Source organism: Sulfuritalea sp. (genome assembly GCF_017302275.1).
GTDB lineage: Bacteria > Pseudomonadota > Gammaproteobacteria > Burkholderiales > Rhodocyclaceae > Sulfuritalea.
In genome coordinates this window covers 36,492-58,680 of sequence record NZ_JAFLDR010000011.1, presented here as the reverse complement: position 1 = coordinate 58,680, position 22,189 = coordinate 36,492, and the positions used below count along the sequence as shown (strand labels likewise).

The following is a 22,189-nucleotide window of genomic DNA, read 5'->3' as shown; positions in this document are numbered from 1 at the left end:
GGCGGCCGCTCAGGAATTCTCGAGGATGATGCCCTCGATAACGTTGGCCACGTCTTCCGCCCGATCGGTGACCGATTCCAGAAGTTCGTAGATGCCCTTCATCTTGATCAGCAGGCGCACGTCAGCTTCCTCGCGGAACAGCTTGGTGATGCCGGTACGCATGGCGCGATCAGCATCGGATTCAAGCTGGTCGATTTCACGGCAAAGTTTCAGCATGGCCGGCGCATTGTCCATCTTGTGCAGCAGGACCACGGCCGACTTGACCCGCTCGCAGCTGGAGGCAACGATGTCCGACAACTGGCGCGCTTCGGGCGTCAGCTGGCGAATGTCGTAGAGATACATGGCCTCGGCGAAATCCTGGATCAGGTCGAGGATGTCATCCATGCGCATGATCAACTGGTGAATCTCGTCGCGATCGAGCGGCGTGTTGAATGACGTGTGCAGCAGGGCAATTGTTTCGTGGGTGATCTTGTCGGCCGACGTCTCGATCTCGTCGATGGCCTGCACATGCTGGGCCAGAACTTCCGGCCCCTTGCCCAAGTCATCCACCAGGTTCACCAGTTGCCGGCCGCCCCTGACGATCAGATCCGCATGCGCATTGAACAAATCGAAGAACTTGGCTTCTTTCGGCATCAATCTGGAAAACATCGGGCACCACCGCTGGCAAAAAAACAGGTGGATTTTATCAGCTTATCGACGCCAGCCGACCGCCCTGCCAACTGGTAAAATCATGGCCCGCAGCTTACGCCGTGCTCGTTTCGGCTTGGAATTTCCATGAAACGCAACCGCCATCCGCGCCGCACCCGCCAGACGCCCGACACGGAGTTGCTCCTCCGTCTGGCAAGCCGCCTTGGCCAGTCTTCGAACCGGATCGAGGATGCATGGTGGGAGGCCCGACTCGCCGCCCACGTCGATCACCTGCTCGCCGATGGCGCCGAGGAAGCCCTGGTCACCGTGCTCGACCAGCTCTACAGCAGCGGATCGCGCGCCTACGACGAACTGGCCGACATGGTCGAATCCTGCGCTGAAACCCGTCGCGCCGAAAGCGCAAGCGGGCTCGACGTGGTGTTGATCGCCGCGCCCTTGCTGGCCTGGTCGCGCTTCCAGATTCCGTCGGGCAGCATTCCCCAGGTCCAGCTCGACGCGGTGCGTGTCCATCTTCAGGCCCACGTGCTCGCCGCCGACGCTCGGCTGGCACTTGTCGACGTGCTTTACAGCCCCGACCAGTTGCCCCAGAACTACGTCGAAACCGCCCAGCTTGCGGAGCGGCTCGCCAGGGCGGCGATACACGGCCGCAACCTGAAGGTCGACTCCGCGCAACTGCAGGAAACCATGAGTTTTCTTTCCGACACCCGCTATGTCCTCGGTGCTGTAGCGGCACCACATGGAGCTGCGTTGTTCCGCTGGCAGGAGGACGATGGCGATCCGGCCGAGTCCTTCCGCCAATGGGCGCAGCAAGGCGGCGAGGCGCTGCGCCCGTTGCTTCCTGCTTGCGCCGTCGAATTCCTGCCTGTGCTGGCCTACCATGCCGCCGTGCGGGACGCCGACCGGGCATCGCGCCCCTGGTCGCTACGCGCCGCCGTAGCCTTCCTGCAAACCGTGCTCAACCTGCCGGGCGCCGAGTTGCGCGCCGTCGTCGCACCTTTTCATGATCGGCAACTCGAAGAATACCGCGTCGGCTTCACCCGACGCGGCGACAGCGACGTCTTGCATGGCGTGGTCTGGCCACTGCTGGAGAGCGAGGACGAGAACAATGACGCGCCGACCCAGATCGAGGCCACATTACGCGAAGCCGGAATCGGCAGTGTGCTGGCCCTTGACCAGCGCTTCCCGCTTGAATTCTGCGACGACTGTGGCGCCCCGCTCTACCCGAATCCCGAAGGCGAACCGGTGCACGCGGAAATGCCCGAAGAGCAGGGGGAAGCCGCTCCGCGGCACCTGCACTGAGCGACCGAAAAGTCGGCGCTGGCAGCACGGCGATTCGGGCCGCGCTCAATAGTCGTAGGGTGCCGGATCCAATCCCGGATCGCGGCCGGCAACCCTGTCCGCCAGCAATTGCGCCGAACCGCAGGCCAAAGTCCAGCCCAGGGTGCCATGACCGGTGTTGAGCCACAGGCCGTCGAGGCCGGCGCCGCGCAACGGACCGACCAAAGGCACGTTTCCCGGCGTCGAGGGTCGCAGTCCGGCCCAGTATTCCGCGTCCCCAACGTCAGCCAGTCCCGGAAATACCTCCCCGATTCGGCGCAGCAATGCAGCACAGCGCGCGGAGTTCAACGAGGTGTCGTAACCGTTGAACTCCGCGGTTCCCGCCACCCGCAGCCGCTGGCCAAAACGCGACATGACGATCTTGTGGCCGTCGTCGGTGAGGCTTACGGTGGGCGCCGCAGCGGCTTCCGGCACATTCAGCGTCACCGAGTAACCCTTGGCCGGATATACCGCCAGCCTCACGCCCAGCGGTCGCAACAGCAGCGGCGAGTAGCTTCCCAGCGCCAGTATGGTGATGTCGCTGCCGAGGTTCTCGCCGGACGCGAGGCGCACCGAGCCAACCCGGCCTCCCTCGCGCCGCAGGCCAACGACCGTTTCGCCATGACGAAAGCACACGCCGCGAGCCGCGGCTTGGCGCGCCAGGGCCTCGGTAAAGCGCCGCGCATCTCCCGACTCATCGCTCGCCGTGTAGGTTCCGCCAACCACCGGAACCGTGGAACCGGCCAGCGCCGGTTCGATCGCCAGGCATTCGGCGGCCGTTTTCGCCACGCGTTCGCAACCGAATTCGCGCATCAGTGCCGCCTGTGGCAGGGCATTCTCGAACTCGCGCGGATCGGTGTAGAAATGCAGGATGCCGCGCTCCAGATGGTCGTAGTCCAGGGCAAGATCCCGGCGCAGTGACTGCAACGCGGTCCGACTGGCAAGGCCAAGCCTGACGATGGCGCCGACATTGGCCCGCGCCCGTCCCGGCGTGCACTCACGCAGGAAACGCAGGCCCCATGCCCATTGCGCCGGGTCCGCGCGCATTCGCCACAAGAGAGGAGAATCCTCCCGCCCCATCCATTTCAGCGCCTTCAGCGGAGCCCGCGGATTGGCCCAGGGTTCGGCGTGGCTTACGGATATCTGCCCGCCGTTGGCGAAACTGGTCTCCAGCGCCGGCCCCGGCTGGCGCTCGACGACCGTAACCTCGTGTCCGTCGGCGGCGAGATACCATGCACTGGTAACGCCCACGACGCCGGCACCGAGCACCGTCACGCGCATCGAAGGCTCCCGGAGGCGAACTGGCGCGTCGCCCCGGTCGCTAGCGCCGGGAACGGGATTTTTTGTATATGCTGCCGGGTCTCGATCGCCATGGCCGCGATTATAGTCAGCCCCCCGGAGGCCACCATGAGCAGCAGGATCAACAAGACCGAAGCCGAGTGGCGCGCGCAGCTGACGCCCATGCAGTACCACGTCGCCCGCGAAAAGGGCACCGAGCGAGCCTTCAGCGGCGAATACTGGAACTGCAAGGAGCCCGGAACCTATCGCTGCATCGGCTGCGGCGCACCGCTGTTTTCATCGGCGACAAAGTTCGACTCCGGCTGCGGCTGGCCCAGCTTCACCGCCCCGGTCGATGCGGGCCACATCGACGAGGTCGTGGACAATTCACATTCCATGCGCCGCACCGAGGTCACCTGCGGCACATGCGGATCCCACCTGGGCCACGTCTTTCCCGATGGCCCGGCGCCGACCGGCATGCGCTACTGCATAAACTCGGCATCCATCAATCTCGACAAGCAGAAGTAGCGGCTAGAATCGACTCCATGAAATTCCTTTTCGACCTTTTCCCGGTCATCCTCTTCTTCGCCGCGTTCAAGGCCTTCGACATCTATGTCGCCACGGTCGTGGTCATCGTCGCCACCATGGCGCAGATCGGCTGGGTCTGGCACCGCCACGGCAAGGTGGACACGATGCTCTGGGTCAGCCTCGGTCTGGTCGTGGTGTTCGGCGGCGCAACGCTGGCGCTGCACGACGAAACCTTCATCAAGTGGAAGCCGACAATACTGTACTGGCTGTTCGCGGCAAGCCTCTTCGGCTCTGCCCGCTTCTTCGGCAAGAACCTGATTCGCACCATGCTGGAACAGCAGATGGAACTTCCAGGACCGATCTGGGCCAGGCTCAATTACGCCTGGGTTGGCTTTTTTGCCGTGATGGGCGTGCTCAACCTGTGGGTCGCGTTCAATTTCAGTACCGACACCTGGGTCAGTTTCAAGTTGTTCGGCGGCATGGGCCTGATGATCGTATTCATCGTCCTCCAAGGACTCTTTTTGGCGCGCTACATCCCGGAAGAGAAGGAACAACCGGTACCGCAACCCGCCGTCACTGAAAAGGAATGAGCATGCTGTTCAGCACCCGCCGCACCGCCGCCCGGATTACCGGGCGACCGTGATGCTCTATGCCATCATCGGTGAAGATATGCCCGCCAGCCTCGAACAGCGCCTCGTGTCGCGCCCGGCACATCTGGCGCGGCTGGCGGAACTGGACGCCACCGGCCGCCTCGTGCTGGGCGGCCCCTTCCCTGCGATCGACAGCCCCGATCCGGGCCCGGCCGGCTTTTCCGGCAGCCTGATCGTTGCCGAATTCGACTCGCTGGCGGCCGCACAAGACTGGGCCGATGCCGACCCTTATTGCGCCGCCGGAGTCTATGCCCGGGTCACGGTGCGTCCGTTCCGGCAGGTCTTCCCAAGATCATGAGCGTCATCGACGCGATGCGCGCCAGCCTGGCCGCACTCGATCCGGTCCGCATCGACGTGATCGACGACTCGGCGAGGCACGCCGGCCACGCCGGCGCCCGCAGCGGTGGCGGGCATTTCATGCTGACCATCGTCTCTCCGCGCTTCGCCGGGCTACGCACAATGGCGCGTCATCGCTTGGTGTATGATGCGCTCGGCCCGCTGATGAAGCGGGAAATCCACGCGCTTGGCATCACCGCGAAGACCCCCGACGAAAAATGATCCTCCTCCCCGCCACCTCAGGAACCACGATGAACCGTAACCTCCGCCACGCCCTCCTGCTCGCCTTTGCCGTTTCCATCGGGACAGCACCCGCCTTTGCCCAAAAAAAGGGCGATTCCGCTACATTCGCCACCGTGAATGGCAAGGTCATTCCAAAGGTCCGCGCCGATGCACTGATCGCCGGTCAAGCCGCGCAGGGCCAGCCGGACTCCCCGGAGTTGCGCAAGGCGGTTACCGAAGAGCTGGTTCGCCGCGAAATCCTCACCCAGGAGTCCATCAAGAAGGGCTTCGACAAGAAGCCGGAAGTCCAGGGCCAGATCGACCTGGCGCGCCAGGGCGTGCTGATCGGTGCCTACCTCAACGACTGGGTTCGTACCCACCCGGTTACCGAGGATCAGATCAAGGCCGAGTACGAGACGATCAAGTCCAAGCTGGGCAGCAAGGAATACAAGGCGCGTCACATCCTGGTCGAGAAGGAAGACGAAGCCAAGGCCATCATCGCCAAGCTGAAGAAGGGCGAAAAAATAGAGGATTTGGCCAAGGATTCGAAGGACCCAGGCTCAAAGGAACGCGGTGGCGATCTGGGCTGGGCCAACCCGGCCTCGTTTGTGCCGCCCTTCTCCGCCGCCATGACCAAGCTTGAAAAGGGGAAGTTCACCGAGACCCCGGTCAAGAGCGATTTCGGCTGGCACGTGATCCAGCTCGAAGACACCCGCGAACTCAAGTTGCCCGGCATTGAGGAAGCGCGTGCCCAGATCGGCCAGCAATTGCAGCAGCGCCATGTGCAGAAGCACATCGAAGACCTGCGCGCCAAGGCCAAGGTCGAGTAAGCCGAGCCAAGCATCCGGAGAACAACGGGAGCCGAGGCTCCCGTTGTTGTTTCTGCGGTAGCGCCAGCGACCAAAGAAAGTTCTCCTGTGCGGCGCCGACTTTCGGCCTTAGCCCAGCCGGCGGCGCGCGTTGCGGAACATCTCCAGCCACGGTCCGTCCTCGCCCAAGCCGGGCGGGTGCCATGACATCTGCAGGCTGCGGAAGGTGCGTTCCGGGTGCGGCATCATGATGGTGAATCGGCCGTCTGCCGTGGTGACCCCTGCAATGCCGTCGGGCGAACCGTTCGGATTGAAGGGATAGCCGGTCGCAACGGCGCCGCGGTTGTCTATGTAGCGCAACGCCAGCACAGGCTTGCCCCCTTGGTCGGCGCGGAACTCGGCCCGACCTTCGCCGTGGCTGACGACGACCGGCAGCCTGGAACCTGCCAGACCGCCAAGGAAGATCGAGGCCGACGGCGGTATTTCCACCATCACCACGCGCGCCTCGAACTGCTCGCTGCGGTTGCGCTGAAAGGTCGGCCAGTCCTGCGCGCCGGGAATGATGGGCGCGAGATGGGCCATCATCTGGCATCCATTGCAGACCCCCAGCGCAAAGCTGTCGCCGCGCACGAAGAACGCACCGAATTCGTCACGCAGGCGATCATTGAACAAAACCGACTTCGCCCAGCCCTGACCGGCGCCTAGGACGTCGCCGTATGAGAAGCCACCGCAGGCGGCAAGCCCCTTGTAGTCAGCCAGGCGCACACGGCCGGCCTGCAGGTCGGACATGTGCACGTCGTAGGTCGCAAAACCGGCGCGTTCGAAAGCGGCGGCCATTTCGACGTGGCCATTGACGCCTTGTTCGCGCAATATTGCGATTCTTGGCCTTTGGCCCAAAATTGTTGGCCCGCCGTGAGCCCTCTCCCCGAACCCCTCCCCGGCGGAGGGGACGATCGATTGGCTGCCGGCGGTACCGGCAGACGTCACAAGCATTAACGACAGCCCCGGATCGTCTGCATCGAGCAGTGCATCGAACTCTTCCTGCGCGCAGGCGGGATCGTCACGCAAGCGGGCGATCTGGAAGCTGGTTTCGCTCCAGATGCGCTGCAACTCGACGCGGCTTGCGGCCAGCACCGACTTGGCATTGCGCCAGATGCGTACTTCATCCGCCGTGTTGGTGGTGCCGATGGAATGGCTGCAGGCACCGAGTCCGGCGTCTCGCAAGACCTGCATCACGGCGCTGCGATCCTCGCGCCGGACCTGCAGCACGGCTCCCAGTTCTTCGTTGAACAGCGCGGTAAGCATGCGATCACGCAGGCGGCCGGCGATCTGCGGAAAGCGTTCGCTACCGTCGACATCGTTCATCAACGGGTCGTAACAGAGTCCGTCGAGATTCAGCGAGACGCCAACGTGCGAGGCAAAGCTCATCTCGCAGACCGTCGTCCACAGGCCGCCATCGGAACGATCATGGTAGGCAAGGATCCTGCCGGCCCGATTCAAGGCCTGTATCGCGCCGAAGAAGGCCTTCAGCGCAACCGCATCGACATCCGGCGTCTGGTCGGCGCTGACGCCGTAAACCTGCGCCAGCGCCGATCCGCCGAGGCGATTGCGTCCCTGGCCGAGGTCGATCAGCAGCAATTCGGTTTCACCAACCTCGGCATCGTGCCGCAGTTGCGGCGTCAGCGTGCGCCGCACGTCATCCACCGCGGCGAAAGCCGTGACGATCAGCGACAGGGGCGCTATGACCTGCTTGGCTTCCCCGCCATCATCCCACCTCGCACGCATCGACAAGGAATCCTTGCCGACCGGGATCGAGATGCCCAGCGCCGGACAGAACTCGATACCGACCGCCTTCACCGTGTCGAACAGGGCGGCATCCTCGCTGCCGTGCCCGGCAGCCGCCATCCAGTTGGCCGAAAGCTTGACCCTGCCGATGTCGCCAATATCCGCCGCCGCGAGGTTGGTCAGCGCCTCGCCGACCGCCATGCGGCCGGAAGCCGCGGCGTCGAGCAACGCCAGCGGCGTCCGTTCGCCCAAGGCGAAGCACTCACCCAGCAAAGTGTCATAACCCATGCCGGTGACCGCCACGTCGGCCACCGGCACCTGCCAGGGACCGACCATCTGGTCGCGCGCCGTGAAGCCGCCAACGCTGCGATCGCCAATGGTCACCAGGAAATTCTTCGACGCCACCGCCGGCAGGCGCAGCACGCGCTGCGCGGCCTCTTTCAGGTCGATGCCGGCGATATCGAGTGGTGGCATCGACACCTTCCGCCGCCGGGCGTCACGCTGCAGCCTGGGCGCCTTGCCCAGCAATATCTCCATCGGCATGTCGACCGGCTTGTTGCCGAAATGCTCATCCCTTACCGTGAGCTGGCCGTCATCGGTGGCGACGCCGAGCACGGCGAAGGGACATCGCTCGCGCTCGCACAGGGCGCGGAATTCGTCGAGGCGTTCCGGGCCGATGGCCAACACGTAACGCTCCTGCGCCTCGTTGCTCCAGATTTCGCGCGGACTCATGCCAGGTTCTTCGCTGGGAATCGCGCGCAGGTCGAAGCTTGCGCCACGCCCGGCGTCGTGCGCCAGTTCCGGCATCGCGTTGGAAATGCCGCCGGCGCCGACGTCGTGGATGGCGAGTATCGGATTGTCCGCGCCCATTTGCCAGCATCTGTCGATGACTTCCTGCGCGCGCCGCTGGATCTCCGGGTTGCCGCGCTGCACGGAGGCGAAATCGAGGTCGGCGGTGTTCGCGCCGGTCGCCATCGACGACGCGGCGCCGCCTCCCAGACCGATCAGCATGCCAGGACCGCCCAGCTGGATCAGCAGCGTATCCGCCGGGAATTTCTGCTTGAAGCAGTGATCCCCGGCAATGTTGCCGAGGCCGCCGGCGATCATGATCGGCTTGTGGTAGCCGCGTACCTCACCGTCGAACTTCTGCTCGAAGCTGCGGAAATAGCCGGCCAGGTTGGGCCGACCGAATTCGTTGTTGAAAGCCGCCGCCCCGATCGGCCCCTCGATCATGATGTCGAGCGCCGAAGCGATGCGCTCCGGCTTGCCGTAGGCGGTCTCCCAAGGTTGCGCATGGCCGGGAATCCGCAGGTCGGAAACCGAAAAGCCGCAGAGTCCTGCCTTGGGCTTGGAACCGCGCCCGGTGGCGCCCTCGTCGCGGATCTCGCCGCCCGAACCGGTCGCCGCACCGGGAAAGGGAGAGATTGCCGTCGGATGGTTGTGGGTTTCGACCTTCGCCAGGATGTGCGTGGTTTCCGCGCCATAGGCGTAACCCGAATCGGCACGCGGATAGAAGCGTTGGATGACCGCGCCCTCGATCACGGCGGCATTGTCCGAATAGGCCACCACCGTACCCTCGGGATGCGCCTTGTGCGTTTCGCGAATCATGCCGAACAGGGACAGCGGTTGCGGTTCGCCATCGACCGTCCAGCTCGCGTTGAATATCTTGTGCCGGCAATGCTCGGAATTCGCCTGGGCGAACATCATCAGTTCGACATCCGTGGGGTTGCGCCCCAGACGGCCGAAGTTCTCCACCAGGTAGTCGATCTCGTCGTCCGACAGCGCCAGCCCCAGTTCACGATTCGCCGCCTCCAGTGCCGCCTTGCCGCCGCGTTGGAGATCGACGGCAGTCAGGGGCTGTGGCGCAACATGATGGAAAAGGGCTTGTGCGGCATCGATCGAATCGAGCACGGATTCGGTCATGCGATCATGGAGCCGTGCCGCCAGAGCCCCGAGGGAAGTCTCCTTGAGGGACGCCGACCCCGGCAACGAATCACGGTCTTTGCCGGATGCATGAAACGCCACTGCGCGTTCGACGCGCTTCACGAAGGCGAATCCGCAGTTCCGGGCAATGTCTGTCGCCTTGGAACTCCAGGGCGAGATGGTACCGAGGCGCGGCGTGACCAGCAGCAGGCGGCCGGCCGGAGCCGGTGCGAGCGCGGCCGGAATGCCCAGCAGATCCTTCAGTCGGTCGGTCTCCGCCGTATCCGGCGCGCCTTCCAGCTCTACGAAATACCAGTGCTCGGCCGTCAGCCGGACACCGGGAAAAACATCGCCGAGAGATTGCTGGAGGCGTGCCAGGCGCGCGGGCGTGAACGCCGAGGAGCCCCGCAGGGCAAGGAATTCAGCCATGATGAATTACCGGGGCGGGTGAAAGGCGGAGGTGCAATGCGGAAGCTGGAATTATACCCGCGGAGCCGCTACCCGATTCAGCGGCCGGGTCGCCGTACCCTGCGGTGGCGGCAACGAATTGCATTCCGCGCCGAGCCCTGAGACACTTTGCACCTTGAACCGAACCCCGATGGACATTGCACATGAACCAACTGTCGACACCCAGGATAGTGAGCATGATCGCGGCGCTCACCCGACATCGTGACATCAGCCTGCTCGAATCGAGCCTGCTCAAGACCGTCGCCGACCTGTTCGCACCGAACTGGGCCGCGATCTTCCATATCGGCGACGACGACGTTCCGGCGTTTTCCACGTCCTTGCGCGAGGGCATCGTCTCGCAGACCGACTTTCCCGAGCCGTTTTCGGAGCTTTTCGGCACCGAAGGAGTGACTTCCTTTCCCATCATGAGCCATGCCCAAAAAGTGCTGGGCTACCTGCTGGTTTATCGCCGGCCGCAGTTGTCCGGGGAGGAAGAGACCCTGATGACGGAACTGTTCCGCGTCTATGACAACTACCTTAGTGTCCTGCGGGATTCGCAGGTGGACCGGTTGACCGGGCTACTGAACCGATCCACCTTCGACGACCAACTGGACCGCGCGCTCGGCCTTATCCGTGCCTCTTATCAAGAGCACGCCGGCGAACGGTCGAAGCGCAAGGTGGGCGAAGGCGCCGGATCCTTCTTCATGGGGGAAATCGACATCGACCACTTCAAGAACGTCAATGACCGCTTCGGCCACCTGCACGGCGACGAAGTGCTGATGATCCTCGCCCGCATCCTGCAAAGCACTTTCCGCAAAACCGACCTGATCTACCGCTTCGGCGGAGAGGAGTTCGTGGTGATCGTCTATGTCGATGATCGGGGGGACGCGGAGATGACCTTCGAGCGGCTGCGCATATCGATCGAGAACCACGTATTCCCCCAGGTCGGCAAGGTCACCGTGAGCATCGGCATTACCGAGGTCCGGGACACGTCGTTTCCCGTCGAACTGCTCGGCCACGCCGACCAGGCCCTGTATTACGCAAAGACGCACGGCCGCAACCGGGTCGCGTTCTATGAGGCCCTGCTGGCGAACGGGGAAATCGAGGCCTACCAGCGCACCCCCAAGACCTGATACCTGCGCGAACTGAACCCGGCCGCGGTGCTTTGGTGCGAGCCCGACACCAACGCCCAGGAAAAAGCCTGTCCGCGTTGCAATCCCGGTCACAGCCTGCGAAACTTGACTTGCGATTTCTCCGCGGGATCACACCATGCATGCATTTTCGACCGAGGTCGGCAGCGCCGACTTTCAGGAAAGCGTCATAGGCGCCTCGCACCGCGTGCTTGTGCTGGTCGACTTTTGGGCGGAATGGTGCGCGCCCTGTCGCACCCTGAAGCCCATCCTGGAAAAGCTTGCGGCCGAATACGGCGGGCGCTTTTGCCTGGCGAAGGTCAATTCCGATCAAAATCCGGAGCTTGCTGCGCGGTATGCGGTGCGTGGCATTCCCAGCGTCAAGGCTTTCCTCAACGGCGCAGTGGTACGGGAGTTCGCCGGCGCCCTGCCCGAGGCGCAAGTACGGGCCTTCATCGATGACCTGCTGCCCTCGCCGGCGGAACCCCTGCGGATTGCGGCGGAGGAAGCCCGCGCCAGGGGTGACACGGAGGTCGCATACTCCTTGCTGGCGGATGCGCTGGAACTCGATCCGACCCACGACGCCGCGCGACTTGACCTGGCCGACATCCACGTAAACCTGGGTGAAATCAACGCGGCACAGGCCATCCTCGAGTCGCGTGGGTACGCGACCCGCTTCGCGCCACGCATCGCGGCACTGCAGGCCCGTCTGAAGTTGGCGGCAACCGGGAGCGGAGCCGATACAGCGGCACTGGCAGCGCGCATCGCCGCGAACGCCGACGACCTCGATGCCCGCCTGCGCCTGGCCCATGCACTGGCATTCGCCCGCGACTATCGACCGGCGCTGGAAGAATTGCTGTCGATCGTGAAACGCGATCGAAACTGGCAGGACCAGGCAGCGCGCAAGGCCATGCTGGAACTGTTCACCCTGCTCGACAGCGATGGGCAATACGATGATCTTGTACGGGAATTTCGCATTGCATTGGCACGAACGCTGAACTAGGCCGCTGTCAAGACTTGTGTTCGGCTGCCCTTGCCGCTAAGGTGCGCGCCCTGCCCCTCGCCGCCGACTGGATTCCATGCCGCCCGCCCCCAATATCGCCCGACGCATCGCCGACGAACTCGGTGTGCGCCAGCAACAGGTTACCGCTGCCGTGCAACTGCTCGACGAGGGTGCGACCGTGCCCTTCATCGCGCGCTATCGCAAGGAGGCCACCGACAACCTCGACGACACGCAGCTGAGAAATCTGGAAGAACGACTGAACTACCTGCGCGAACTGGAAGACCGCCGTGCCGCCATCCTGTCCTCGATCGAGGAACAGGGCAAACTGACATCCGGCCTGGCGTCGGCCATTGCCGCGGCGGAAACCAAGCAGGGCCTGAAAGATATCTACCTGCCGTTTCGGCAGAAACGCCGCACCAAGGCGCAATTGGCGCGCGAGGCCGGCCTTGAGCCACTGGCCGACGCCTTGTTCGACGATCCGACGCTGACGCCGGAAATCGAGGCGGCCAAGTACCTGCGCACGGAGACGGAATCCGAGGAACAGCACGTGCCCGACGTCAAGGCGGCGCTCGACGGCGCGCGCCAGATACTGATGGAGCGCTTCAGCGAGGATGCTGCACTGCTGGAGAAGCTGCGCCGCCACCTCAACGACCATGGCATGCTGGCATCGACCGTGGTCAGCGGCAAGGAGGTGGACGGTGCCAAGTTCCGTGACTGGTTCGATTTCCGCGAAGCGATCCGCAGCATTCCTTCACATCGCGCTCTGGCCCTGCTGCGCGGGCGCAACGAGGATGTCCTGCGCCTCGCGCTGAAGACCGAGCAGGAACTGCGGGACTTACCCGAGGCCTCGCCCTGCGTGGCAATGGTCGCCGGCCATTTCGGCATCAGCGACCAGGGCCGTGCGGCGGACAGATGGCTGTTGGAAACCGCGCGCTGGGCCTGGATGGTCAAGCTTTCGCTGCACATCGAGTCCGAGCTGATGAACCAGTTGCGCGAGCGCGCCGAGGAAGAAGCCATCCGCGTTTTCGCGCGCAACCTGCACGACCTGCTGCTGGCCGCGCCGGCCGGCCAGCACACGGTGATCGGACTCGATCCGGGCATCCGCACCGGCGTCAAGGTGGCGGTGGTCAATGTCACGGGCAAGGTGGTCGATACCGCCACGTTGTATCCGCACGAGCCGCGGCGCGACTGGGAAGGCTCGCTCGCCGCGCTGCGCCGCCTGGCGCAGAAGCACGGCGCCGGCCTGATCAGCATCGGCAACGGCACGGCCAGCCGCGAGACCGACAAGCTGGCCGCCGAACTGATGCGCCGCCACCCGGAACTCAAGCTGATCAAGGTCATCGTGTCGGAAGCTGGCGCCTCGGTATATTCGGCATCGGAACTGGCGGCGCAGGAGTTTCCGGAGCTCGACGTCAGCCTGCGCGGCGCCGTGTCGATCGCCCGTCGCCTGCAGGACCCGCTGGCGGAGTTGGTGAAGATCGATCCAAAGGCCATCGGCGTCGGCCAGTACCAGCACGACGTAAACCAGTCGCGCCTGGCACGCGCGCTGGATGCGGTGGTCGAGGACTGCGTCAACTCCGTCGGCGTGGACGTGAATACCGCCAGCGCCGCGCTGCTCAAGCGCGTCTCGGGACTCAACGGCACGCTGGCCGGCAACATCGTCAGCTATCGCGACAAGCACGGGGCCTTCAAGTCGCGCAGCCAGCTGAAGGAAGTACCGCGACTGGGCGACAAGGCCTTCGAACAGGCTGCCGGCTTCCTGCGCGTGGGCGCCAGCGAGAACCCGCTGGACGCGTCAGCAGTCCATCCGGAGGCCTATCCGGTGGTCGAGCGCATCCTGGCCGACATCAAGGCCGGCGTGCGTGAGCTGGTCGGCGACGCATCCCGCCTGCGTGCAATAGACGCGCGCAAGTACATCGACGAACGTTTCGGCCTGCCTACCGTGCAGGACATCCTGCGCGAACTGGAAAAGCCCGGCCGCGATCCGCGCCCGGAGTTCAAGACCGCGTCATTCCGCGACGGCATCGAAGACCTGCGCGACCTGCAACCCGGCATGCTGCTCGAAGGCGTGGTGACCAACGTGACCAACTTCGGTGCCTTCGTCGACATCGGCGTACACCAGGATGGCCTGGTGCATGTCTCTGCGCTGGCGAACCGCTTCGTCAAGGACCCGCACGACGTGGTCAAGGCCGGCAACGTGGTCAAGGTCAAGGTGCTGGAAGTCGAAGCGGCGCGCAAGCGCATTGCGCTGACCATGCGCCTGGGTGACGAACTGCCGGCGCCGGGAATCACGGCATCAGGAGTCGGCGCCCCACAGGGACTTCCTTCGGTCTCTGGCGGAACGGCGAATCGAACGCCGGGCGTCGGCAGAGCTACCGCCGGCTCGCGTCAGGCCGATGATTCCGGCGCCATGGCAGCCGCTTTCGCCAAGCTCAGGCGCTGACGTCCTGCCCGCCTTCCGGGCAGATGCGGAAGGCATTGCGGCTGGACTCCTTTACCGCATAGAGCGCAGCATCGGCACTGTGCTGCAGGACTTCGGCATCGGCTCCATGCTCAGGGAACAACGCGATGCCGATGCTGCAGGAAATGGATACGGCGCCTGCATCGAGGGCAAACGGTCGCGCCAGGTCGGCGACGATGCGGGTAGCCACTTCCTCGACCTCTCGCCGCGAGCCGACATCGATCAGGATCGCGGCGAACTCGTCGCCGCCCAGGCGCGCGATGGTGTCCGCAGCTCGCATGCAGGCACGCAGGCGACGCGAGCATTCCACCAGCAGTTCATCACCGGCGGCGTGGCCATATCTGTCATTCACCGGCTTGAAACCGTCGAGGTCGATGAAGCACAGGGCGAAGCTGCGACCGTGGCGCTGCGCCTGGGATATGGCTACGCGCAGGCGATCGCTGAACAGGGCGCGGTTGGGCAGGTCGGTCAACGGATCGTGGTAGGCCCGATGGCGCAGTTCTTCCTCCAGTTGTTTGCTGCGCGTGATGTCGGTCAGCGTGGCAACGTAACGGCGAGGTTGCCCGGAGGAAGCAACGCAACTGATCGATAGCCAGACAATGAAGACTTCGCCGTTCTTGCGCTGGTTCCAGACTTCGCCCTGCCAACGGCTGTCGCGTATCAGGAGGCGCCACATCTGAGCATAGAAATCAGCCGGATGGCGGTCCGATTTGAGGATGCCGACCGGACGGCCCAATACCTCCTCCGGCGGATAGCCGCTCATCTGGGAAAAGGCTGGATTGACCTGGATGAAATTGCCCTTTTCGTCGGTGACGACGATGGCTTCGGCAGCATTTTCGAACACCGTGGCAGCCGTTTCGCTGTCCTCGAGCTGGCGTTCAAGAATCGAATTGGCCTGCGACAGGTCCCGCGTGCGGTCCGCAATCACCTGTTCCTGTTCCAGGGTCAGGTGCTCGAGTGCGAGCAGGTACCCGCGGGTGCGCCGCACCAGCAGGTGCAGCAGGGCGGCGGCGACGCAAAACATCAGCAGGTGGAACGCGATCGACCGGATACGATCGGCATCGCGAATCGCCAGCAGTTCGGCCGCCGGCATGATGATCGACACGCCGCCGCGGATCTGGCCGACCTCGTAGCCCTGCTGCGAATGGCACTTCAGGCAAGCCTCGGTGACTTTGAGCGGTGCCATGTAGCGATGAACCGGCGCCACGCCCGGGATGAATTCGGTGACTTCGGCAAGACCGGCTTCGAAACGACGCAGGGCGTTGGCCTCCCAGGCGTCCGCCGCGTTTGCCGGTCGGATCGGCTTGAGGCTGGTGATGTGCAATTGGACGCCCTCCGCCAACTGCGCAATCTCGGCGATCTGCCGCGTCATGTAGGCCGGGTTGATCATGGTCAGGGGCTGCCCCTCGTGGGTTACCACGTCGCGGCGCGGGTGATCCAGGTGGGGATTGGGCAGCGTCGCGGGCGTCACCGGCACATAGACGCCGCCATGGCGCGCGTTCCAGTCTCGCGTCAGTTCGAGCAGCCTGAACAGCGCGGCGCCACGCTCACGCGCAACGGCGTGCATGTTGGCATCGATTTGCCGCCAGTTCAGCGCGAAAGACATCAAGGCACAAAAAGCGACGATCGCGAAGAGGATCACCGGCTGTAGCCACAGGCTTGAGAGTCCGCCGACCATGGACGAACGTTTGGTGGGCGCGCGCATGGCCCATTATGCATCAGGCCATGGCGTGCGCAGCGCGGCGGCCGCCGCGGATAATCAGGCTCGAACCCGCGTCATCAAGGCCTTCGCGTACTCGTCGGTGGTAGCGTTGCCGCCCAGATCGCCGGTACGGATGTTGTCCTTGTTCAATACGTCTTCGATGGCCTGGCGCAGCCGGTCGCCGAGGTCCTTGCGCTTGACGTAGTCAAGCATCATGGCGGCCGCCATCAACAGCGCCGTCGGGTTGGCGATGCCCTTGCCGGCGATATCCGGTGCCGAACCATGGACAGCCTCGAAGATGGCCGCCTGTTCGCCGATGTTGGCGCCCGGGGTCATGCCCAGGCCGCCAACCAGGCCGGCCATCAGGTCGGAGAGGATGTCTCCGAACAGGTTGGTGGTGACCAGCACGTCGAACTGCCAGGGATTCATCACCAGCTTCATGGCGCAGGCGTCGATGATCACCTGCTCGAACTCGATTTTGCCCTCGTAGTGTTCCTTGTGCATCTGCTGCGCGGTTTCGAGGAAGATGCCGGTCAGGGCCTTCATGATGTTGGCCTTGTGCACCACGGAGACCTTTTTGCGCCCGTTGGCGATGGCGTAATCGAAAGCGTACTTGAGGATGTTGCGGCAACCCTGGCGCGTGTTGATGCCGGTCGACATGCCGACGGCGTGCGGATCGCCATCGATCGGAATGTAGTGTTCGTAGCCCATGTAGAGGCCTTCGATGTTCTCGCGGCAGAGGATCAGGTCGATGTTCTCGAAGCGACCACCGGGCACGATGGTCTTGGCCGGACGCAGGTTGGCAAAAAGCTTGAATTCCTCGCGCAGGCGCACGTTGGACGAACGGTAGCCGCCACCCGAAGGCGTTTCGAGCGGCCCCTTGAGCGCCAGCCGGGTAGTGCGGATGCTGTCGACACAGGCCGCCGGCAGGGGATCGCCGCAAGCCTTGACACCCGCCAGACCGGCGACCTGGGTATCCCATTTGAATGGAGCGCCGAGGGCTTCGAGCACCGCCACCGTCGCGGCGGTAATCTCGGGGCCGATGCCGTCGCCGGGAATCAGGGTGGCTGGAATCAGGGTCTGGGTCGTGCTCATATCAACTATCTCCGCAAGTCGGCATGGAAGGTTCAAACACATCGCGTCGTGGCCGCAATCCGCCCGACAAAGGGGCGGGGGCAACGGATCGGGACAATGCCACGGCAGGCTGAATGGCGCCTTACTGACCGGCGATTGCCCTCATGGCGAGGCGCGCATTATACGCAGTCCTTATTCGCCCATACGGTCCATGCATCACTGAACTGCCGACATCGCGCAGCGCGGAGCCCGGCGCCATGGCCGAACACGGCTGCTATGATCGGCATCGTTGCAACCGTCCGGACCGAGGCGGGCGCACGTCGGAGGGTCGGATCAGATGAGCCAGTCAGTCGCCGTTCCGTTGTGGGCATTCGTGATCCTGGCCGCGCTGGCGGGATGGGCGGCGCTGGTGATGCTGCTGGTACCCGGCATGCGCTGGTTCCTCCGGCGCCGCATCAAGATGGTCATCCGCCAGATCGACGGCCGGCTCGCCGTCGAACTGCCGTCTTTCAAGCTTACCCGCCGCCAGGTCCTGATCGACCGCCTGTTTCACGACCACAAGGTACAGGCCGCCGCTGCTGCGCATGCCACGGCCACCAGCGAAACGCTTGGCGAGGTCTGGCGGCGGGTGGACCGTTACGCGCGCGAGATCGTCCCCGCCTTCAACGCCTATGTCTATTACCGTGTCGGCTTCGCGGTCGCCCGCGCTGCGGCGCGCGCGCTCTACCGCGTGCGCATCGGCTTCGTGGACGAACCGGGCCTGGCCCGGATAGACCCGAAATCGACCATCGTCTTCGTCATGAACCACCGCAGCAACATGGATTACATCCTGGTCGCCTTCCTCGCCGCCGAGCGCGCCACGCTTTCCTTCGCGGTCGGCGAATGGGCGCGCATATGGCCCTTGCAGCAGCTGATCCGTGCCATGGGCGCGTATTTCGTGCGCCGCAACTCGGGCGATCCGCTCTACCGCACCGTGCTCGCCCGCTATGTGCAGATGGCCTCCGAGGCAGGCGTGACCCAAGCCGTGTTTCCGGAAGGGGGTCTGACGATCGACGGCCGCTTGCGTCCGCCGAAGTTCGGCCTGCTCGACTACATGCTGAAAACCTTCGACGAGCGCCCGGACGACGAACGCCGCGACCTGGTCTTCATTCCCGTCGGACTCAACTACGATCGCGTACTGGAAGACCGCAGCCAGTTGCTCAAGTTGCATCCGGACACCCCGCGACCCGGCGGCGCCCGCGCAATGGCGATAACCGCCGGCTTCCTGCTGCGCAACGGACTGCAGGCCATCGGTGGCGGCTGGCACCGTTTCGGCTATGCCTGCGTGAATTTCGGCGCGCCGCTGTCGATGCGGGCCTGGGCGCGCGAGCACGGCCTACATTTCCCGACCATGGACGACGCGACCCGGCGGATGGAAGTCGGCAGCATTGCCGCGCGACTGATGGATGCCATTGGCGGCGTGATTCCGGTGCTCCCAGTACCGCTGGTGGCCGGCATCCTGATGCGCGATCCGGCCCGCGCGTTGAGCGAACTGGAATTGAAGGCGGCGGCCCATGTCCGCATGGGCGAACTCGAAGCCCGTGGCGCCCACCTTTACATCCCGCGCCACGATCATGACTATGCCTTCGGCGTCGGCCTGCGCATGCTGACCCTGCGCCACCTTGTGCTGGAGGAGGACGGGTTGTTCCGGCCCGCGCCGGACCAACTCCCGGTGCTTGCCTACTACGCAGGTTCCATCGCGCATTTTGACGCACCACCGGATACCGACCCTCGATGAGCGCCCCTTCATTCATCCACTTCGATAGCTACCACCAATGCAAACCCATTTTCCGCTTCGCCTGAAAGGCATCATCGACATCCTTGAATCCGGACTGGTGGAACGCCGCCAGAGCGTGCGCCTGTGCCTGCTGGCCGCGCTGGCCGGCGAGCACACCCTGCTGATCGGGCCGCCGGGTACCGCCAAGAGCGAGTTGGCGCGGCGCCTGCACACGGTGTTTCGTGATGCCCGCTATTTCGAACGTCTGCTGACGCGCTTCTCGGTGCCCGAGGAATTGTTCGGCCCGCTGTCGATCAAGGCGCTGGAGGAAGACCGCTATGAGCGCCATACCGCCGGCTTCCTGCCCGACGCCTCGATCGCCTTCATCGACGAGGTGTTCAAGGCCAACAGCGCGATCCTCAACGCGCTGCTCACCCTGCTCAACGAGCGCGAGTTCGACAACGGCGCCGGACGCCAGCGCTGCCCCCTGATCAGCGCCATCGGCGCCACCAACGAAGTGCCGGAGGACGAGGTCGGCGATGCCTTCTTTGACCGCTTCCTGGTCCGCCTGCCGATCGCGGCGGTCAGCGACGATGGCTTCGGCGCCCTGCTCGATGCCGGTCGCAGCCGCGACTGGGCCCCGCCCGCGCCGGCCCTGACCCTGGATCGCGGCGACCTGGCGGCAATCGCCGCGCAAGCCGCCGCGGTCGAACTCCCGATCGAATTCGTCGCCGTTCTGGCCGAATTGCGCCGACATTTCGCCTCGGCGACGATCCACGTTTCGGACCGGCGCTGGGTCAAGATTGCCTGGCTGCTGCGGATGGCGGCGGCCAGCGAAGGCCGTGCCGCGGTATGCCTTTGGGACCTGCTGCTGCTGCCCTGGCTGACTGCGCCGGACGCAGCGCGCCAAGCGATGGTGGCCGACTGGCTGGCTGCACGCCTCGGCGTGCGCGCAGCATTTTCGCCGGCGCGGCTGACGCGCGTGGTGGAAGCCTTCGAGGGCCAGCTCGAGGCCGAGATTCGCGCCAACGACCTGGACTACGACGAATCTGGCCGACTCAGGTTTTCCTCGGTGGAACTCGCCGACGAGGTCGGCGATGCCAAGGGCGGCGCCTCCGCGCCACGCATGAAGTACAGTCGGCGCCGGCGCTACGGCGACGCCCACATCGGCGCCCGCCTGCGGCAGATCGATTCGCTGGCGGAACGGATCGCCGCCTATGCCGAAGAGATCACGATGCGACAGGCCGACCTCGCGGCCTTCGCCAAAAACAGCCTCTGGCTCAACGAGGGCCTGACGACCCGGGCAGCAGCCAACCTCTCTGCTACCGCCGCCGCCATCGACGAGCTCGCGGCCCGCACCCAGGCCGCGCGCACGGGCTTCGTCGAACTGCCACGCCTGGATCTCGACGACGGCAAGCTGCCGGATCCGGTGGACCACGAATCCCTGGACGCGGCATGAGCAAGCCCGTGTCGGCGGCGCCAGCGGAGAAACTGCCGCCACCGCTGCTGTTCGAAGTCGGCGAATGGCGCCTGGCCAAGCTGGATGCCCTGGCGCGTTCGCTCTGGCTGGGCGGCATGACCAACTCGCAGGGTAGCCTGGAGCCGCGCCTGGAAGCGCTGACGACGCTGCGCGACGAACTCCTTTCGGGAATCGGCCCGGCAGCGGAATCCTGGTCCTGGCCGCCACCGCCGATCGCCGCCGCGCTGGCCAAAGCCATCGCCACGCTCGACCTGCCACGCTACTGCGCCGGCCGGCAGGAACTGACCGACACGGTGCTGATGAGCGTGCTTTTCCACCTTGACTTCATTGTCGACTACCGCGACCGCGGCGCCGGCGAGGCGCGAGCGCTGCAGATGGCGATCGACGCCTTCAGCGACGACTGGCGCCGGCACTGCGGCGAAATCGACGAATTGGTCGAAGTGTTCGGCATGGTGCCCAACGACTGCGAGCACAGCCGCTGGGACCAGTTGCGCGGCGTGTTGCAATCTTCCGGGTGGAAGGAAGTGCTGCGCATCCGCCGCCTTCTCTCGGGCCTGCCGGAACTCACGAAGATCATCCGCGAACTCGGCCGCTCGCGCCAGTCCGAGATCGACGACGAAACCAGCCAGACTCTCGTCGAGCATCTGGAGCTGGCCGTCGCCAACCGCCTCGAAACGCTCACGGTGCGCGTGCCGGACATGCCCGGCGAAACCCGGGGCATCCACCGCTCGGACCGCATCGCGCGCATGCTGCCAGCCGAAGCCATGCTGCTCGGCCATCCGCGACTGCGCCTGGTCTGGCATGCGCGGCGTGCCGAACGCGCGCTGCTCTGCTACGAAGACGACGACCGCATGAGCGAGACTCGACTGCACCCGGCGCCGGTCATGCAACCGCGTCCCGGTCCACAGGCCGGCAAGCGGCCGGAACTGGGGCCGATCCTGGTCTGCGTCGATACCTCGGGGTCGATGCAGGGCGGCGCCGAGGCCGTAGCCAAGGCCGTGGTGCTGGAGGCGGTGCGTTGCGCCCACGCCCAGCGCCGCCCCTGCCTGCTGTTCGCCTTCGGCGGCCCGGAGGAGTTGCTGGAATTGGAACTCCCGGTGGATCGCGGCGGCATCGAACGCGCCACCCGTTTCCTCGGCCAGGCCTTTCGCGGCGGCACCGACATCTGCGGCCCGCTGGAAAAGGTGATTGACAGCATGGAAGAACAGCGCTGGCGTCTGGCCGACTTGCTGATCGCCACCGACGGCGAATTCGGCGCCACGCCGCAACTTGCCGCGCGACTGGCCACCGTCAAGCGCGAACTCGGCCTGCGCGTGCAGGGCGTGCTGATCGCCGATCGCGAAACCGTCGGCCTGCTGGAGATCGCGGACAACATTTTCCCGGTGCGCGACTGGCGCCGCTTCGGCGGCGCCAACGTCGATTCGCCGATCCATTCGCACCGCCTGACGGCGATGTATTTTCCCGGTGCGCTGCGCAACGCGGAAAGCCATGAGGCCACGGTTTCCGGTGCCGAGGTTTCCGCCGCGGTACGCACCAGCCTGCATCTCGCTCCCTCAAATCCTGGGAAGGACGACTCGTGAGCGCCGCCCGCAGGGCCGCCCCAAGGGCGGTGCCTCCTGGTTACGGAGCTGCGCAGCAGC

Annotated in this window: 17 protein-coding genes; 12 read left to right on the top strand and 5 right to left on the bottom strand. The window is 64.9% G+C overall.

From position 1 onward, the window contains the following. Positions 1 to 9: 9 nt before the first annotated feature. Positions 10 to 648 (bottom strand): DUF47 family protein, encoded by a 639-nt coding sequence (locus J0M27_RS08055; protein WP_294989634.1) that lies wholly within the window; start codon positions 646 to 648, stop codon positions 10 to 12. A 126-nt stretch (positions 649 to 774) separates the two neighbouring features. Between J0M27_RS08055 and J0M27_RS08050 the strand changes: the two genes are divergently transcribed. After that, positions 775 to 1,947, top strand: a complete 1,173-nt coding sequence (locus tag J0M27_RS08050; protein ID WP_294989630.1) for a DUF2863 family protein — start codon at positions 775 to 777, stop codon at positions 1,945 to 1,947. Positions 1,948 to 1,992: 45 nt separating this feature from the next. On the opposite strand, the gene J0M27_RS08045 is transcribed toward J0M27_RS08050, so the two are convergent. Beyond that, a complete protein-coding gene (locus tag J0M27_RS08045; protein ID WP_294989627.1) occupies positions 1,993 to 3,246 on the bottom strand; it encodes a D-amino acid dehydrogenase in 1,254 nt (417 codons plus the stop codon). A gap of 126 nt (positions 3,247 to 3,372) precedes the next feature. Between J0M27_RS08045 and msrB the strand changes: the two genes are divergently transcribed. From msrB to J0M27_RS08020, 5 genes are read left to right on the top strand one after another with little or no spacing between them, the layout of a single operon-like run. Continuing rightward, positions 3,373 to 3,771: a peptide-methionine (R)-S-oxide reductase MsrB gene (msrB, locus tag J0M27_RS08040; RefSeq protein ID WP_294989624.1), complete on the top strand. Its 399-nt coding sequence runs from the start codon at positions 3,373 to 3,375 to the stop codon at positions 3,769 to 3,771. A 17-nt stretch (positions 3,772 to 3,788) separates the two neighbouring features. Next, positions 3,789 to 4,361 carry a septation protein A gene (locus tag J0M27_RS08035; RefSeq protein WP_294989621.1) on the top strand — a complete coding sequence of 191 codons (573 nt, stop codon included), beginning with the start codon at positions 3,789 to 3,791 and terminating at the stop codon, positions 4,359 to 4,361. Between the two features lie 52 nt (positions 4,362 to 4,413). Then, a complete protein-coding gene (locus J0M27_RS08030; protein WP_294989618.1) occupies positions 4,414 to 4,719 on the top strand; it encodes a YciI family protein in 306 nt (101 codons plus the stop codon). Continuing rightward, positions 4,716 to 4,979: a BolA family protein gene (locus J0M27_RS08025; protein WP_294989616.1), complete on the top strand. Its 264-nt coding sequence runs from the start codon at positions 4,716 to 4,718 to the stop codon at positions 4,977 to 4,979. Before J0M27_RS08030 ends, J0M27_RS08025 begins: the two co-directional genes overlap by 4 nt. Positions 4,980 to 5,008: 29 nt before the next feature. After that, positions 5,009 to 5,809 carry a peptidylprolyl isomerase gene (locus J0M27_RS08020; RefSeq protein ID WP_294989614.1) on the top strand — a complete coding sequence of 267 codons (801 nt, stop codon included), beginning with the start codon at positions 5,009 to 5,011 and terminating at the stop codon, positions 5,807 to 5,809. Between the two features lie 108 nt (positions 5,810 to 5,917). Here J0M27_RS08020 and purL read toward each other — a convergent pair whose 3' ends face one another. Further along, on the bottom strand, positions 5,918 to 9,925 hold the full coding sequence (purL, locus tag J0M27_RS08015; protein WP_294989611.1) for a phosphoribosylformylglycinamidine synthase: 4,008 nt from the start codon (positions 9,923 to 9,925) through the stop codon (positions 5,918 to 5,920). 182 nt (positions 9,926 to 10,107) lie between these two features. Between purL and J0M27_RS08010 the strand changes: the two genes are divergently transcribed. The 3 genes from J0M27_RS08010 to J0M27_RS08000 all read left to right on the top strand — a co-directional run bounded on the left by J0M27_RS08010 (position 10,108) and on the right by J0M27_RS08000 (position 14,519). After that, entirely contained in the window at positions 10,108 to 11,076 is a 969-nt protein-coding gene (locus tag J0M27_RS08010) for a GGDEF domain-containing protein (protein ID WP_294989608.1), read from the top strand. A 136-nt stretch (positions 11,077 to 11,212) separates the two neighbouring features. After that, positions 11,213 to 12,076 carry a tetratricopeptide repeat protein gene (locus J0M27_RS08005; RefSeq protein WP_294989605.1) on the top strand — a complete coding sequence of 288 codons (864 nt, stop codon included), beginning with the start codon at positions 11,213 to 11,215 and terminating at the stop codon, positions 12,074 to 12,076. 76 nt (positions 12,077 to 12,152) lie between these two features. After that, positions 12,153 to 14,519 (top strand): Tex family protein, encoded by a 2,367-nt coding sequence (locus J0M27_RS08000; protein ID WP_294989602.1) that lies wholly within the window; start codon positions 12,153 to 12,155, stop codon positions 14,517 to 14,519. On the opposite strand, the gene J0M27_RS07995 is transcribed toward J0M27_RS08000, so the two are convergent. Together J0M27_RS07995 and J0M27_RS07990 are read right to left on the bottom strand one after the other, a co-directional pair. After that, on the bottom strand, positions 14,509 to 16,242 hold the full coding sequence (locus J0M27_RS07995; protein WP_294989599.1) for a diguanylate cyclase: 1,734 nt from the start codon (positions 16,240 to 16,242) through the stop codon (positions 14,509 to 14,511). The genes J0M27_RS08000 and J0M27_RS07995 overlap by 11 nt on opposite strands. Positions 16,243 to 16,296: 54 nt before the next feature. Further along, positions 16,297 to 17,334, bottom strand: coding sequence for an isocitrate/isopropylmalate family dehydrogenase (locus J0M27_RS07990; protein WP_294989596.1), 1,038 nt, complete (start codon positions 17,332 to 17,334; stop codon positions 16,297 to 16,299). 316 nt (positions 17,335 to 17,650) lie between these two features. On the opposite strand from J0M27_RS07990, the gene J0M27_RS07985 reads away from it, so the two are divergent. From J0M27_RS07985 to J0M27_RS07975, 3 genes are read left to right on the top strand one after another with little or no spacing between them, the layout of a single operon-like run. Further along, on the top strand, positions 17,651 to 19,090 hold the full coding sequence (locus tag J0M27_RS07985) for a 1-acyl-sn-glycerol-3-phosphate acyltransferase (protein WP_294989593.1): 1,440 nt from the start codon (positions 17,651 to 17,653) through the stop codon (positions 19,088 to 19,090). Positions 19,091 to 19,127: 37 nt separating this feature from the next. Next, positions 19,128 to 20,528: an AAA family ATPase gene (locus J0M27_RS07980; RefSeq protein ID WP_294989589.1), complete on the top strand. Its 1,401-nt coding sequence runs from the start codon at positions 19,128 to 19,130 to the stop codon at positions 20,526 to 20,528. Then, positions 20,525 to 22,129 (top strand): VWA domain-containing protein, encoded by a 1,605-nt coding sequence (locus J0M27_RS07975; RefSeq protein ID WP_294989586.1) that lies wholly within the window; start codon positions 20,525 to 20,527, stop codon positions 22,127 to 22,129. The genes J0M27_RS07980 and J0M27_RS07975 overlap by 4 nt, the downstream gene beginning before the upstream one ends. The last annotated feature ends 60 nt before the right edge of the window (positions 22,130 to 22,189 follow it).

Excerpts from the sequence above, each read along its gene's own strand:
- J0M27_RS08055 (WP_294989634.1), bottom strand. The coding sequence starts at position 648 with ATGTTTTCCAGATTGATGCCGAAAGAAGCCAAGTTCTTCGATTTGTTC.
- J0M27_RS08050 (WP_294989630.1), top strand. The coding sequence starts at position 775 with ATGAAACGCAACCGCCATCCGCGCCGCACCCGCCAGACGCCCGACACG.
- J0M27_RS08045 (WP_294989627.1), bottom strand. The coding sequence starts at position 3,246 with ATGCGCGTGACGGTGCTCGGTGCCGGCGTCGTGGGCGTTACCAGTGCA.
- msrB (WP_294989624.1), top strand. The coding sequence starts at position 3,373 with ATGAGCAGCAGGATCAACAAGACCGAAGCCGAGTGGCGCGCGCAGCTG.
- J0M27_RS08035 (WP_294989621.1), top strand. The coding sequence starts at position 3,789 with ATGAAATTCCTTTTCGACCTTTTCCCGGTCATCCTCTTCTTCGCCGCG.
- J0M27_RS08030 (WP_294989618.1), top strand. The coding sequence starts at position 4,414 with ATGCTCTATGCCATCATCGGTGAAGATATGCCCGCCAGCCTCGAACAG.
- J0M27_RS08025 (WP_294989616.1), top strand. The coding sequence starts at position 4,716 with ATGAGCGTCATCGACGCGATGCGCGCCAGCCTGGCCGCACTCGATCCG.
- J0M27_RS08020 (WP_294989614.1), top strand. The coding sequence starts at position 5,009 with ATGAACCGTAACCTCCGCCACGCCCTCCTGCTCGCCTTTGCCGTTTCC.
- purL (WP_294989611.1), bottom strand. The coding sequence starts at position 9,925 with ATGGCTGAATTCCTTGCCCTGCGGGGCTCCTCGGCGTTCACGCCCGCG.
- J0M27_RS08010 (WP_294989608.1), top strand. The coding sequence starts at position 10,108 with ATGAACCAACTGTCGACACCCAGGATAGTGAGCATGATCGCGGCGCTC.
- J0M27_RS08005 (WP_294989605.1), top strand. The coding sequence starts at position 11,213 with ATGCATGCATTTTCGACCGAGGTCGGCAGCGCCGACTTTCAGGAAAGC.
- J0M27_RS08000 (WP_294989602.1), top strand. The coding sequence starts at position 12,153 with ATGCCGCCCGCCCCCAATATCGCCCGACGCATCGCCGACGAACTCGGT.
- J0M27_RS07995 (WP_294989599.1), bottom strand. The coding sequence starts at position 16,242 with ATGCGCGCGCCCACCAAACGTTCGTCCATGGTCGGCGGACTCTCAAGC.
- J0M27_RS07990 (WP_294989596.1), bottom strand. The coding sequence starts at position 17,334 with ATGAGCACGACCCAGACCCTGATTCCAGCCACCCTGATTCCCGGCGAC.
- J0M27_RS07985 (WP_294989593.1), top strand. The coding sequence starts at position 17,651 with ATGAGCCAGTCAGTCGCCGTTCCGTTGTGGGCATTCGTGATCCTGGCC.
- J0M27_RS07980 (WP_294989589.1), top strand. The coding sequence starts at position 19,128 with ATGCAAACCCATTTTCCGCTTCGCCTGAAAGGCATCATCGACATCCTT.
- J0M27_RS07975 (WP_294989586.1), top strand. The coding sequence starts at position 20,525 with ATGAGCAAGCCCGTGTCGGCGGCGCCAGCGGAGAAACTGCCGCCACCG.